Source organism: Dyadobacter soli, from assembly GCF_900101885.1.
Lineage (GTDB): Bacteria > Bacteroidota > Bacteroidia > Cytophagales > Spirosomataceae > Dyadobacter > Dyadobacter soli.
This window is the reverse complement of the sequence record NZ_FNAN01000006.1, coordinates 373,534-386,898: the sequence shown is the minus strand read 5'-3', so window position 1 is coordinate 386,898 and position 13,365 is coordinate 373,534. Positions and strand designations below refer to the sequence as shown.

General features: G+C 48.5%; 14 protein-coding genes. All 14 read right to left on the bottom strand.

The features are described from left to right. Positions 1-3 precede the first annotated feature (3 nt). The gene (locus BLQ88_RS12040; protein WP_090149715.1) at positions 4-2,526 is read right to left on the bottom strand and encodes a glycosyl hydrolase; all 2,523 of its coding nucleotides are present in this window, start codon (positions 2,524-2,526) and stop codon (positions 4-6) included. Between the two features lie 127 nt (positions 2,527-2,653). Next, positions 2,654-2,935: a CAMCR motif-containing small membrane protein gene (locus tag BLQ88_RS12035; RefSeq protein ID WP_090149713.1), complete on the bottom strand. Its 282-nt coding sequence runs from the start codon at positions 2,933-2,935 to the stop codon at positions 2,654-2,656. Next, a complete protein-coding gene (locus BLQ88_RS12030; RefSeq protein WP_090149710.1) occupies positions 2,932-3,471 on the bottom strand; it encodes a DUF420 domain-containing protein in 540 nt (179 codons plus the stop codon). Before BLQ88_RS12030 ends, BLQ88_RS12035 begins: the two co-directional genes overlap by 4 nt. Before the next feature lie 6 nt (positions 3,472-3,477). Further along, positions 3,478-4,074: a hypothetical protein gene (locus tag BLQ88_RS12025; protein WP_090149707.1), complete on the bottom strand. Its 597-nt coding sequence runs from the start codon at positions 4,072-4,074 to the stop codon at positions 3,478-3,480. A gap of 9 nt (positions 4,075-4,083) precedes the next feature. Continuing rightward, positions 4,084-4,419, bottom strand: coding sequence for a cytochrome C oxidase subunit IV family protein (locus tag BLQ88_RS12020; protein ID WP_090149705.1), 336 nt, complete (start codon positions 4,417-4,419; stop codon positions 4,084-4,086). Between the two features lie 31 nt (positions 4,420-4,450). After that, complete coding sequence (locus BLQ88_RS12015) at positions 4,451-5,221, bottom strand: cytochrome c oxidase subunit 3 (protein WP_090149702.1); 771 nt, start codon at positions 5,219-5,221, stop codon at positions 4,451-4,453. 13 nt (positions 5,222-5,234) lie between these two features. Continuing rightward, entirely contained in the window at positions 5,235-5,822 is a 588-nt protein-coding gene (locus BLQ88_RS12010; RefSeq protein ID WP_090149699.1) for a cytochrome c oxidase subunit 3, read from the bottom strand. A 17-nt stretch (positions 5,823-5,839) separates the two neighbouring features. Further along, a complete protein-coding gene (gene cyoE, locus BLQ88_RS12005; RefSeq protein WP_229212676.1) occupies positions 5,840-6,733 on the bottom strand; it encodes a heme o synthase in 894 nt (297 codons plus the stop codon). 18 nt (positions 6,734-6,751) lie between these two features. Continuing rightward, on the bottom strand, positions 6,752-7,780 hold the full coding sequence (locus tag BLQ88_RS12000) for a COX15/CtaA family protein (RefSeq protein WP_090149694.1): 1,029 nt from the start codon (positions 7,778-7,780) through the stop codon (positions 6,752-6,754). Continuing rightward, positions 7,755-9,638 (bottom strand): cytochrome c oxidase subunit I, encoded by a 1,884-nt coding sequence (locus BLQ88_RS11995; RefSeq protein WP_090149692.1) that lies wholly within the window; start codon positions 9,636-9,638, stop codon positions 7,755-7,757. The genes BLQ88_RS12000 and BLQ88_RS11995 overlap by 26 nt, the downstream gene beginning before the upstream one ends. A 29-nt stretch (positions 9,639-9,667) precedes the next feature. After that, positions 9,668-10,777, bottom strand: coding sequence for a cytochrome c oxidase subunit II (locus BLQ88_RS11990; RefSeq protein ID WP_090149689.1), 1,110 nt, complete (start codon positions 10,775-10,777; stop codon positions 9,668-9,670). A 21-nt stretch (positions 10,778-10,798) separates the two neighbouring features. Further along, the gene (locus BLQ88_RS11985) at positions 10,799-12,175 is read right to left on the bottom strand and encodes a quinol:cytochrome C oxidoreductase (RefSeq protein WP_090149686.1); all 1,377 of its coding nucleotides are present in this window, start codon (positions 12,173-12,175) and stop codon (positions 10,799-10,801) included. Positions 12,176-12,209: 34 nt separating this feature from the next. Beyond that, on the bottom strand, positions 12,210-12,833 hold the full coding sequence (locus BLQ88_RS11980; protein WP_090149683.1) for a c-type cytochrome: 624 nt from the start codon (positions 12,831-12,833) through the stop codon (positions 12,210-12,212). Further along, positions 12,833-13,363, bottom strand: a complete 531-nt coding sequence (locus tag BLQ88_RS11975; protein WP_090149681.1) for a DUF3341 domain-containing protein — start codon at positions 13,361-13,363, stop codon at positions 12,833-12,835. Before BLQ88_RS11975 ends, BLQ88_RS11980 begins: the two co-directional genes overlap by 1 nt. Positions 13,364-13,365 lie beyond the last annotated feature (2 nt).

Genomic DNA, 13,365 nt, shown 5'->3' with positions numbered 1-13,365 from the left:
GCATTAGTAAACCAATTTCACAGGCCCCAGCAGCCCCGACGGCATAGGCTGCCAGCGTGTAGCATCGAATTTTTTGTAAGTAATGTCCACGATATTAATGTCGTAAAATTTCTTCCAGTCGGGCTGCTGCTGGTCGCGGAGGCGCATGTAGTTGGCCGAAAGGTTGGTTACTTCTATTTCCAGCACATTATCTTTTGATTTCAATGCTTTTCCAACCGGGAGAACGAACGGGATATGCCAGGCCACGCCGAGGTCTTTCCCATTCAGCTTTACATTGGCCACTTCCCGCACATCTCCCAGATCCAATGCCGCATTCGCACAACTTGCAGCCGATCCGGGCAGGTCGAAGGTAATGCGGTACCGCGCTTTCCCCGAAAAATAAGCGGCAGAATCCGGCAACGAAGTCCAGGATGTTAGCTCCGTAAGCTGTGCGGGAGCAGGCAAGTTTGGTTTGCCATTCAAAAATGCAAGCTCCCATTTGCCCTTAATATCGAAATGCTTACCGGTGTTGCGCACTTCCGCTGCATCCTGGCCGTCGGCCGAAGTTGTCAAAAAGCACGATTCCCCTGGCAATAGCCGCAGGAAAATCTCCTCACTGCCTTTGTTACCACGTATTTCCGGCATCGATACGCCTCTGAGCGGTTCCGACTTGAAGAATTGCCCTCCCTTGCCGATCCTTACCCAGCCTTCTTTAAACGTATTTCCAAGATTCGCCACAAAATAAAGCGGTACTCCCTCGCCCCGATTTTTGCGGACGAAAGTCAGTCCTTTTTCGGCCAATTGCTCTCTTACCACTCCATTCGTGGCCAGATCCGCATTTAAATTGGTAGAAACCTTCACATTTCTCAGGTTTGAAAGTTGTGTCAATACTTCGCCAAATGTTTTTTGCCGCTCCTCATGATGGGCATTACCGGTCACCGTGACCGGCAGCTTTTGGTCGAAGACGATCTTCGCGCCTGCATTAGCCAGCCGCTGCAACTCTTTCAAAGTCTCTTCGGGCAAATAGGTTGCTGATGGGATAAGCAAGGTCCTGTAAGTGGCATTCCCTGATGTCAAAGTCCCATTTGCATCGGCAGTAAGTTTCTTCAACTGCAAATCAGACACGAAATCGAATGCATAACCTTCCTTCCAGAGCTTTTCAGACAGCTTTCCGAACGGCAAATCCAGTAGCCAGCGATCGACGTGGTGCACTTCCAGCAAATGCACCCCGCCGCCCGATTTTGCTTTCGTAGCCCACAAGTCGTGGATCGGGAAATATACGAGTACGTCGTTGTCGGGCTTACTGTTTTGCAATTGTCGTTGACAAAAGTCCACGTAACGGTTCAGCAGCGGGAAATGCTCGGAGAAATGGGATGTTTTGCCAAAATTGGTGGAAGCATAAAAGAGCCAGCCGGGAAAACCTTCCTTCTCGGGAGAATAGGTAGTCCCGTGGTAAAAAATATGGTTAATGCCCGCGGTAAAAAGCTCATCGATCTGCGGCTTGATTTGAGATAACGAAACCTTGAAATGGTTCGCGAGCCAGGTACCCGTTTCCGAGCTTACCAATTTCTTGCCCGATAAATTGGCGGCCGAAGAAGCAAACTTCATCGCCAGCGGATTCGGCGTGCCAAACTGATCGATCGAGTAATCGGGATCGACGCGCAGACCGGGTATATTAAAGCGGCTGGTACCAAACGATTCCGTTTCGGGAATATCGGCGGCTTCATATAAATCCAGCAGGTTTCCCGGCGAACCATGCGCCTGGTAGCGCGTTACGAACCCGTGCGCACGGCTCCAATCGGTCCAGGGTTTTGCATACCGTTCCAACAGCAGCTCCGCCAGGGTTTGGTGATAGTCTATTTTAACTAATGTGGCTTCCGGATTGCCGGTCGAGTCGTTGAGCAATGGAAGCTTAGCCAGCAAATCGTATTTCCTGCGCCATTGGAATTGTTGTGCAAAATCCTCCGTCCAGTTGGCGCCATAAGCTTCATAAGAGTCGTTGTACATTGCTCTCGGCTTGTCCGCAGATTTGGCAAATGCAGAATCAAACCGCGAGAGGTATTGCGCCATCCCATTTGCATTGAATGGATCGAGTACAAAACCCTCTCCCCCCGGCGCAGCGCGTTTCACCTTTTGCCCGGTTGGTTTTACCGAAAGCTTTCCGTCTGCCACTGTCATACCCTGCGCCGCCATGGCTTGGGTCACATTCGGCCCGCCAAAAGGCCAGCCGGTCCCGGTTGTCATGTCCACGCCCAATCCGAGCCGCTTTCCTTCGCGAACCGTGTGCTGCATTACTTCCAGCCATTGCGTTCCTAGAAACGGAATCGCCGCCTTCTCATACCCCTTAACCCCGTAAATCGGGATGATATGCACGCCACCCAGACCTGATTTGCTGAAATATTCGAGTTGCGCCGTGATATCCGCTTTGGTAACCGCGCTACCCATCCACCACCAGTAAGTCCAGGGCTTGGACGTCGACACGCTTTGGGCATTGCTATTAGCGAATTGGGCAAGTATCAGGAGGAGAATGAGGAAAATCCGGCGCATGATGGGTAAGTGTTTTTCTTTAAAGACGTGCATTGCATTATCTACGCCACTACACAGGAATATTTTGTCAAAAACAAAAAGGGCGGGACCGCATTGGTCTCGCCCTCGAATATCATTTATCAGCAGATCAGTTTTCGTACGCCGACCGCACGCGAGCCGCGACAAACTGCCGCTCCGCCTGCGCCTTTTTGGAATTGCGGTACCAAAGGTATCCTATCACCGCTACGAGAATGTAGGGCACTACAAACAGGAACATTATACCCGTATTCAAACCTACACCCACATTATTGCGCCCGTTACCCATGGAACTTTCCACCGAACCGCGGCACATTGCGCATTGTGCAAAAGCACCTGCGCTGTTCATTACGAACATCACTATCAATCCGAATAGGGTCAGAAACTTTTTCATACGTAATAGGGACTAATCATTAAGTACACGATTACACCGGTAACACTCACATAAAGCCAGATCGGCATCGCCCATTTCACCGCCTTCCGGTGCTCGGCGATCTGGTTGGTATATCCGAAATATACCGCCCGCAATACAAACCAAACGACCCCGATCGATAACACGATATGCGAAATCAACAGAAAGTAATACACCGGGCGAACAAATCCGGTTCCGCCGAATGGCGTCGCTTCATTTGAAATGTGGTAAAGCACATAGCAAACCAGGAACACCGCGCCCAGCACGAATGCACCAGTCATTGCCTGCCGGTGTGCGGCAATGTTCTTTTGTTTGATAAAATAGAAACCCACGATCAGCAGCATAGACGTAAGGGTGTTGATCACCCCGATAAGGTGCGGAAGCACTTTAGTCCATGCGCCCAGGTCCACTTTTTGCCGGATACCCAGCAACAATGCAACCACCACCGGAATGACGATTGCCAGAATATTGATAATACGTTCGTATTTCGGTTTTCTTTCGATTGTTAATGTAGCCATACCCACTTATTTCTCATTCTTCCTTTCATAATCGAGGATTTTGATCTCAGCCATCAGCCGGTCGGTCTCCTCTCCATCTCCGGCTTTATAAAAGCCTCTCACGTATTTGTTGCCGTCGATCAGGACCATCTGCCCTGCCGGACCGTTCAACCCATCGCTGCCTTTTACAGCGTCTGTCAATTCGTTCGAAAAACAACCTGCTATTGTTGCGCTGTCGACCTTCACCGATTGCCATTCTCCGCGTCTCACCGTATCGGCTGCGATTAAAAGAATTTGCAATTCAGGAATTGCAGCTTTCAATGCGGCGATGCGTTGCAGTTCGTCGGTTGCCCGTTCACAAGGCTCGCCGCATTTGGATGGCATACGAACCGCGATTGTCAACCGATCTCCCAGATTAACGCCTCCGAATATCCCGCAGTCCGCAGATACCTTATGGAACAGCGTGTCGCCGTTTTGTACGATCACCGAGCCGTTACCGTCTTTTTCAGTCACGAAATAAGGCAGGTCGTAATGGTTCGTGCCGAACAGTTTCAGTAAAGCAAAAATCAAAGCCGGTATTACTAATGTGACAATCAGTAATCCGGCTTTGGGAAATTTTTTCATTCTAATCTATTATCCGAAAATCGCTTCGAAAATCGCATTTCCTTCAAGCAGGAGCGCCAGGATCAGCCAGGCTACGAATATCACCGGTACGAGTATCGACCAGATCAGCGTTTTTGTTTCATGTTTCAAGTGCATGAATTCCCCAACGATATAGAATGCTTTCACGATCGTCATGATGATGAAGATCGAAACCTTCAAAACGCCATGGGGAACGGTGAATGCGATCAGGAACTCGAGTGAGGTGATGATCAAAAGAATCCAAAAAGTTTTCCAGATCGCTTTACGTTGCTCAGCTCCTGCTTCGGGATCCTGGTTATGTACGTGGTGATGATGTACTTCCGCCATTTTACTTCAATTTTAAATATTGTCCTATAAATTAAACCAGGTAGAAGAATGTAAATACAAACACCCAAACCAGATCCACAAAGTGCCAGTAGAGACCTACTTTCTCAACCATTTCGTAGCTTCCTCTCTTGTCGTAGAAACCTGTCGCCGCACGGAAGAAGATCAGGATGTTCAGGATCACACCTGAAAATACGTGGGTTCCGTGGAAACCGGTGATGAAGAAGAAGAAATCCGCGAATGCAGGAGGGCCGTATTGGTTCTCTGTCAGGTTAGCACCGAAAATCGTCTTCTCGATCCAGGTACCGTTTTCGATCACTTTCATTACTGAACCTGCGTCGGTTCCGTGGATGAAGTGGCTCCATTCCCAAGCCTGGCAACCCAGGAAGGTAAAACCGCCGAGGATGGTCCAAAGCATATATTTTTCAACATTCGCGCGGTCCATGCGGTGACCGGCTTCCACTGCAAGTACCATTGTTACGGAGCTCGCGATGAGGATGAATGTCATGATACCAACAAATACCAGTGGCAGGGAAATGCCATGCAGGAATGGTACCGCTTCGTAAACCCTTTCAGGTACGGGCCAGTACATGTTGGAGAAAGTAAAATCTTCGTGTTTTCCGGTGAATGCAGGGAAACTAAACCGGGCTGTACCATATGCCACCAGCAGGGCAGAGAAAGTAAAGGTATCCGAGATGAGGAAGAACCACATCATCAGTTTACCGTAACTCGCTTTCATAGGCTCAATACCCCCCAACCACATTTTGGGTTCTACCGCGCCGGGTGTTGTTACATTTGCAGCCATTGATAAAAAAGTATTAATTAAAGGTCAATAAAAAAACAAAAAGGTATAACCAGAGTATATCGAGAAAGTGCCAGTAAGTAGCACTGATCTGAATTCTTCTCAGACTTTTGGAATGCACATTCAGCTTAAATGCCGAAAATAGTGCGAATACCAAAACAATCAGGCCGGTAATGATGTGGAATCCGTGAAGTCCTGTGAACACGTAAAAGAACGAGCCGGACGGGTTTCCTACAAAATATACATTCATCGCCACCAGCTCTTTCCAGCCCTGAAACTGCATATAAAGGAAGATCAGGCCGAGTACAAAAGTAATAGAAATTGCTATTTTCAATTGTTGGAACTGATCTTTTTTTGCCGAGAAATAGGCCCACTGCATTGCTACACTGCTCATTATGAGCACCACCGTGCTGTACCAGAAAATCTGCGGCATTTCAAATTCCAGCCAGTTGCCTTCCGCGCGGCGCACGAGGTACGCACTGCTCTGAGAAGCAAAAAGCATGATGATCGTTACGAGGAACAGCCAAAGAATAAACTTCTTCGGGTCCATCGCGAGCGTCTCCTGCGGCTCTCTTTCTAATTTATATTGCTGAACGTTCTCCATTTTCTCCCGATTCTATATCACAATTTATCCAACAAAAAAGCAATCTGTACGATAGGCAGGTAAATGAACGATCCGAACATCAGCTGCTTCGCGGTCTTGTCCGTGCACTTGCGCATGAGATGGAACGTCTGCGCGAGGAACAATACCCCGAAAATCGTTGCGATGAACGCGGAATTGATACCTGTCATTCCCAGCTCGTACGGCAACCAGCCGATCGGAAGCAGGAACAATGTATAGATCATGATCTGCAATGTCGTATCCGAGTCTTTCAAACCATTGGCGGGCAACAATTTGAAACCTGCTCTTTTGTAATCTTCGTCCAGTACCCAGGCAATGGCCCAGAAATGCGGGAATTGCCAGAAAAACTGGATCGCGAACAGGATACCGGGTTCCAGACCGAAATGGTTGGTAGCCGCAACCCAGCCGATCATCGGAGGAAATGCGCCGGGGAATGCCCCAACGAACACCGCGATCGGACCGACGCGCTTCAACGGCGTGTAAACAAAGCCATAAAGCACGAGCGACAGCAAGGAAATAAGCCCAGTTGTCAGGTTAAATACTGTTACAAATATCGCCAGCGAACCTACTCCAAGAATTACTGCCCAAATCGCAGCTTGCTCCACGGTAATTCTTCCGCTTGGCAACGGCCGTGAAGCCGTTCTTTTCATCATTTTATCCAGATCTTTTTCCAAAATCTGGTTGATAATATTGGCTGCGCCGGTGATACCGATCGATGCGATAATGAAAAGTACCATATCGCTGGTTTTCACGTCGCGTGAGCCCAGGCAATAACCCATTGCACCGGAGAACGCGATCAACGACGCCAACCGGAATTTCAATAGTTCAAATAAAACCCCTAATCTCTCTCTGATCTTCCCAACCCCGCTTACACTTTCCTCTACTGAAATCATTATTACAGAAATTGAAAATTAGAACTGGCTACCAGCCGTCGCGGCCACGCCTTTATATTTCAAATACTTCTTACCATTCACAACCAGCCACACGATGAATTGCAGGCCGATTAATAGTATCGCGAATGTGAGGTGCATGGGCTGGGCAAATGCGGGAACCCCGAAATATGCCATCAAAATGCCCGTTGCGATCTCCGCGATCAGGATACAGAGACAAGCTATTGCAATCTTGCCTGCTACTGTTCCCTTGTTTCCGGTTTTCAAAACCCGGCTGATCCAGATTGCATTCACAACAAAGACCAGTATCGAAAACGACCGGTGTATGTAAAAGTTCGCCCCAAGTTCATCGATCCATTCCGACCGCGCCCCGTAACCGAGCTTCATAATTACCACGTCCATTGCTTCGCGGACCTGCGTTCCGAGGAGAATCTGGAACAGCGACAATGCCATTACCGCGATCCCGATGCCACTAAGCAGCTTCTCGCTGCCTTCTCGTAACGTGAGCACCTTCTCCACATATCCCGCCCATGTAAATACATAGAGGACGATGAAAATGATCACGATGGCGAGCAGCATATGCACTGTTACGATCAACGGGTGCAATTCAAACGAAACTACTTTCGCACCGAGCCATCCCTGGAAGCCCGTCAACAGAAAAGCCGTAAGGCTCCAAAAAAATATTTGCTTGTTTCCAGATTTAAGGAAAGGAATGGAGGCCAGCAGCATCAGGAAAATGATGATACCTGTGAGCGCTCCTACAAGCCTGTTTACGTACTCCGTCCAGGTTTTCGTCGCATTGAACTCGACTTCTCCTTTCAGCTTCGCACCGTAAATCTCCTTGTAATTGGCAGGAAGTTGTGATGCTTCGGTAGGAGGGACCCATCTGCCGAAGCATTTAGGCCAGTCGGGACAGCCCATTCCTGAGCCTGTGCTTCTCACGACACCACCTGCTATTACTACCAGGTAGAGCGAGATGAGCGTATTTAAAGCGAATCGCCGGAACCGGCGATTCGCTTTAAGATCAATGATGTGTTTTAAACTGGTCATTAAAGTTTTGGGACTCAATCACCTTCTCTGTCGCGATCAACTCATTCTCATGAGGGAAGTTCGATTCAGGTGTCTGAGAATACGGAATGTTCTGAGGGATGAAGTCCTCTTTGGCACCCGGTTTGCTGTAATCATATGACCAACGATACACCGCAGGAATTTCGCCTTCCCAGTTTCCGTGACCCGGAATAACAGGTGCAGTCCATTCGAGCGTGTTTGAACGCCATGGGTTTTGCGGTGCTCTTCTGCCTTTGAAAATGCTGTAAAAGAAGTTCCAGAGGAAAATGAACTGTGCAAGGAACGTGAATATCGCAGCGATAGAGATAAACATGTTCATATCCATGAACTTATGCGTAAAGTCGTAGCTGGTGAACTGGTAGTAACGGCGAGGGAAGCCCGCGATACCAACGTAGTGCATCGGGATAAACACCAGGTAAATACCGATGAATGTCATCCAGAAGTGCGCCTGGCCCAATGAAGTGTTCATCATACGACCGAACATTTTAGGGAACCAGTGGTAAACCCCTGCGAACAGACCGAAGGCCGACGCAGCACCCATCACAAGGTGGAAGTGGGCTACTACAAAGTAAGTATCGTGCAATTGAATATCCAATGCACTGTTACCCAGGATAATACCGGTCAAACCACCTGAAACGAACAGGGAAACCAGACCGATCGAGAACAACATACCGGGGGTGAACACGATGTTACCTTTCCAGAGTGTTGTGATGTAGTTAAAACCTTTCACCGCAGAAGGTACCGCGATAATCAGCGTCAGGAACATGAAAACCGATCCGAGGAATGGGTTCATACCTGTCACGAACATGTGGTGCGCCCATACGATAAATGCAAGGAATGCAATACCAAGCATGGAAGCGATCATCGCACGGTAACCGAAGATCGGCTTGCGTGAGTTCGTCGCGATTACTTCGGATGTAATACCCAAAGCTGGCAAAAGTACGATGTATACCTCAGGGTGACCGAGGAACCAGAACAAGTGCTGGAACAGTATCGGGCTACCACCCACGTTTGGCAGCGCTTCACCATTGATATAAATGTCGGAAAGATAGAAGCTGGTACCGAAGTGACGGTCGAAGATCAGCAGCAATACAGATGAAAGCAATACCGGGAAAGAGATCAGACCCAATACCGCGGTGATCAGGAATGACCAGATCGTCAGAGGCAGACGGTCGAAAGACATACCTCTTGTCCGCAGGTTGATAACGGTAGTAATGTAGTTGATACCACCCAGCAACTGCGACACGATGAAGAATGCCATACTAGCCAACCACAATGTCATACCCATACCCGAGCCCGGGTGCGCCTGTGGCAATGCACTCAATGGAGGATAAATTACCCAGCCACCGGCAGCAGGTCCTTGTTGCAGGAACAAAGAAGCGAACATGATCACGCTGGCCAGGAAGAAGAACCAGTAAGAAAGCATGTTCATGAAACCTGACGCCATATCGCGCGCTCCGATTTGAAGCGGGATGAGGAAGTTACTGAATGTACCGCTCAAACCGGCCGTCAATACAAAGAATACCATGATGGTACCGTGCATTGTAACCAAAGCCAGGTAAAAGTTCGGGTCGAGCTTACCTGCGTCGCTGATCCAGCCACCAAGGACAGGCTTCAACCATGACAGGTTAGAATCGGGCAAACCGAGCTGGATACGGAAGATCACCGACATGGTAATACCGATAACAGCCCACAAAATACCCGTGATCAGATACTGCTTGGCAATTACCTTGTGATCTTCACAAAATATATATTTCTGCCAAAAGCTTTGTGCTTCGTGGTGGTGGTCATGCTCGTCTGCGTGGTGGTGAGCTGTTTCCAATCCTTCAATAGCTGACATATACTTTTATTGTATTTTAATTAATAGAATTATCGTAGACTAGAACTTGCTCCGGCACCGCCAGCAGATGTTGCTGAGCTGTCGGCCGCAGGCGCAGCTGCTTCGGCAGGCACATATTTCATCGCCTTCGCTTTCAGGTTCTCAGGAACTTTCGCGAGATACTCTGGGTAAGTCGACAGGAAAGTAGCCTGCTCTGAAACCCATTTCTTGTATGTAGCCTCGTCATCTACGATCAATCTCATTTTCATTGAAAAGTGACCTTGTCCACATACCTCCGTACAAGCAATCTCATAGTCAAATTTCGGGTTGCCGGTTTCGGCGCGCATATCGGCAGTTGTCTTGTCCGGCACGAACCAGAATTTGGTTGGCATACCTGGCACCGCATCCATTTTCACACGCATGTGAGGAATGAATACGCTGTGCAATACGTCGCGGGCGCGGATTTTCAACAATACCGGACGGCCCACCGGAATGTGCATTTCAGAAGGGTTGGTAAAGTCATCGAATGAATTTTCATCCGACAAATCTATACCTACTTCGTTCTGTGCGTCAATCAGTTTATAGTTATAATCACCAAGCTTGTTATTATCCACACCGCCGTACCGAGCGATCCAGTTGAACTGCTTGCCTGTGATCTCGATCACTTCCGCGTCGCGAGGCGCTTCCGCTGTAATATCCGACCATGCTTTCCAGCCGGTGAATACCAGCAATGCCATTACGATAGCCGGGATGATCGTCCAGACTAGTTCCAGCTTGTGGTTGTCAGGATAGAATGTCGCTCTGTGTCCTTTCTTATATTGGTATTTCCATGCGAAGAAGAATACCAGGAAGTTCACGATGATGAAAGGGATAGTCAGGATTCCCATCGAGAACCAGAACAGGTCGTCGGTTCTGCGTCCGTGGATCGAGGATGCTTCCGGAAGGAAAAACTCGCGTGCATGCAGGTACGACCACGTGATAGAAATAGCTCCTCCGATCAGGATCACGATGAACATGGCACCGTTGAATTTATTACCAGTCGTTACAACTTCCTCTGAATCGGTTTTGTTGATACTCTTCAAAACACCCTGCAACCTGGATATTACCACCCCGGTGAGGACAATGAATACAAGAGCAACTAATGCGATAATAATATACATGATGATTTACTGGTTTTGCAATTAGGCGATATCGTGATGCAGTGATTCCTCCAACATCGGGTGATTTCTCGGGATCAGATTTGCCTTGGTCAACTGATTTGCGATGGAATAAGCAAATGCACAAAGGAAGATCAGGAAAAAGCCCCACTCAAGAGCTCCAAGCTCTCCGCTGGCACCAACTGATCCAGGCATAACGTTGGTGTAGAAATCGAACCAGTGTCCGACGATCACACTCCAGCAAGCCACTTTCAGGATCGAATGTGTATACTTCGCATCGCGGGTCATCAATACCAGGAATGGGAAGAAGAAGTTCAGGAACAAGGTAATGAAGAATGGCGCCTTGTAGAATCCGCCGTGTCCGCGGAAACGCTCGATGAAGTAGATCGTTTCTTCCGGAAGGTTAGCATAATAGATCAGAAGGAACTGTGCGAACCACACGTATGTCCAGAAAATACTGAATGCGAATACAAATTTACCAAGGTCACGTAAGTGGCTTGAATTTACAGCTCTCAGGTAACCTCTTTCACGGAGCATTACGATGGTAAGGGTAATCACAGCCAGACCAGCCACGTGCCAGCTAGCGAGCGTGTACCAACCGAACATCGTACTGAACCAGTGCGTGTCGATCGACATGACGAAATCCCAAGCAGAAGTAGAAGAAGTAACACCGAAAACAACGAGGAATGCAGTTCCAAGACGGATTGACTTCTCATAGAACTCAGTTCCTCCAATTTCATCTTCCTGCAACGACAGCGTACGGATCTTTTTCCACATCAGGTACCACACTACGAAATATACAACCAGACGTCCAAGGAAGAATGGTGTATTCAAATAGCCGTGTTTACCGGCGATGATCTTGTCGTATTCTGGTCCGCCTACCTCATAAAGGCCTTCATGCGTCCAGTGAAACAGGTCATGCCCACCCATCAGGAAGGTGATGATCATCACTGCCCCTGTGAAAGGAAGGAATGCAGGCAATGCCTCGGGGATTCTTTTAAATACTGCCGACCAGCCAGCTTGCGCCAGGTAGTTATAAGAAAGGAAGAACATCCCGATAACGGACATTCCGGTAAAATATACACCATTTACCCAAAGGTTAGCCCAAATGCGTGCAGTCCAGCTTTTTGCATGGTGACCGCCTTCCGCCGCAGCGCCGTGTGCGTCCGCGCCATGTGCCGCAGCCGCCGCTCCGTGCTCAGCAGCCGCATGGCCTGCCGCAGCAGCATGTTCTGCTCCGTGTGCAGCCACTTCATGACCGCCACCGCCATTGGCTGCGAGGTATGCTCCTAATAGTACAAGAGCCAGTCCTACACCGCCACCAATGAGTAAACTTCTCTTAGCTCCCGATGTAAATTCAAACCGTTCTTCAATAGAAGGAATCGAATGTCCTGATGCCATTATTTAAAATATTTCTCTGTTTTCAAAATTGTACTTAAGCCCCTTTCTGCAATTTCTGTACATAGAGTACGATCTTCCAGCGCTCCTCAGGGTTGATCTGGGATCCATGAGGCCACATGCGTGCTTTCCCGTGTGTAATCACGTGGAAAATATGTCCTTCGTTCAGGTTTTTGTAAGCATCGCTTGCATAGTTGGGAACACCTTTATACATCGCTCCCACCTTTCCGTCACCGGCACCGGTAGCACCGTGGCAATGCTGGCAATATCTGTCGTACAATACCTTTCCTTCCGCGAGGCTCTTCTCGTTCAAAGGAACCGGGTTTTTAAGTACTTTCTCTGCAATCTCGATGCTGTCAGCAGGAATGTTGTAAACCATCAGGTCAACCACCGCTGAATCGGAAGATCCGAAACTTGTGTGATAGTTACGGCGTGCAACAGTACCAGCCACCGGCAAACGCATAGTCAAACCTTGCGGGTTGATCGGGTTGGCCTTTTCCTGTTTGTAAGGTTCGTAACCTACGGGCAGGTACATGTTTGGTGCATATTCCTTCCCTGGGTTGTTAGGATCCTTTTTACAACCGGCAGCGGCAGTAAGCAATACGGCAGCAACCAATAGAGATCTATATAAACTTTTAAATTTCATTGCTTTAAACGCCATTAGAATTGCTTAATGTTGACTTCTTCCGCTCCGCTGTCCTTCAACGCTCTTGATATCTCTTCTTCGGTCATTGAGTTTCTGCTCATCTCGATTGCCATGATAAACTTGTTATCAGTCGCACGAACATCGAACCGTGGGTGGAAATGGGTACCGGGTCCGAGTCCATTCGAAATCAAGAATGTGGTCACCATACCGAATGCAGTGAAAAGTACTGTTCCTTCGAATGTGATGGGGATATAGTTGGGAATCGAGATCGGATCTTTACCACCGATGATCATCGGCCAGTCATATCCCATTGTCCAGATCATCAGGGTCAGCACGGCGCAGCATCCTGTTACGCCAAACATAAAGGCAGCGATACCGATACGCGTTCTCGGGTGCCCCAGCGCTTCGTCCAACCCGTGAATAGGGAATGGAGAATATACTTCTTTGATTTTCACACCGGCCTTTCTCAACTTGGGGACCGCGTGAAGAACAGTATCGTCATCGTCGAAAACTCCGACCAAATATTTACCAGATAATTCTGCCATAC

What these genes read in the sequence shown, in the direction of transcription:
- BLQ88_RS12040 (WP_090149715.1), bottom strand. Translation starts at nt 2,526, where the DNA reads ATGCGCCGGATTTTCCTCATTCTCCTCCTGATACTTGCCCAATTCGCT.
- BLQ88_RS12035 (WP_090149713.1), bottom strand. Translation starts at nt 2,935, where the DNA reads ATGAAAAAGTTTCTGACCCTATTCGGATTGATAGTGATGTTCGTAATG.
- BLQ88_RS12030 (WP_090149710.1), bottom strand. Translation starts at nt 3,471, where the DNA reads ATGGCTACATTAACAATCGAAAGAAAACCGAAATACGAACGTATTATC.
- BLQ88_RS12025 (WP_090149707.1), bottom strand. Translation starts at nt 4,074, where the DNA reads ATGAAAAAATTTCCCAAAGCCGGATTACTGATTGTCACATTAGTAATA.
- BLQ88_RS12020 (WP_090149705.1), bottom strand. Translation starts at nt 4,419, where the DNA reads ATGGCGGAAGTACATCATCACCACGTACATAACCAGGATCCCGAAGCA.
- BLQ88_RS12015 (WP_090149702.1), bottom strand. Translation starts at nt 5,221, where the DNA reads ATGGCTGCAAATGTAACAACACCCGGCGCGGTAGAACCCAAAATGTGG.
- BLQ88_RS12010 (WP_090149699.1), bottom strand. Translation starts at nt 5,822, where the DNA reads ATGGAGAACGTTCAGCAATATAAATTAGAAAGAGAGCCGCAGGAGACG.
- cyoE (WP_229212676.1), bottom strand. Translation starts at nt 6,733, where the DNA reads ATGATTTCAGTAGAGGAAAGTGTAAGCGGGGTTGGGAAGATCAGAGAG.
- BLQ88_RS12000 (WP_090149694.1), bottom strand. Translation starts at nt 7,780, where the DNA reads ATGACCAGTTTAAAACACATCATTGATCTTAAAGCGAATCGCCGGTTC.
- BLQ88_RS11995 (WP_090149692.1), bottom strand. Translation starts at nt 9,638, where the DNA reads ATGTCAGCTATTGAAGGATTGGAAACAGCTCACCACCACGCAGACGAG.
- BLQ88_RS11990 (WP_090149689.1), bottom strand. Translation starts at nt 10,777, where the DNA reads ATGTATATTATTATCGCATTAGTTGCTCTTGTATTCATTGTCCTCACC.
- BLQ88_RS11985 (WP_090149686.1), bottom strand. Translation starts at nt 12,175, where the DNA reads ATGGCATCAGGACATTCGATTCCTTCTATTGAAGAACGGTTTGAATTT.
- BLQ88_RS11980 (WP_090149683.1), bottom strand. Translation starts at nt 12,833, where the DNA reads ATGGCGTTTAAAGCAATGAAATTTAAAAGTTTATATAGATCTCTATTG.
- BLQ88_RS11975 (WP_090149681.1), bottom strand. Translation starts at nt 13,363, where the DNA reads ATGGCAGAATTATCTGGTAAATATTTGGTCGGAGTTTTCGACGATGAC.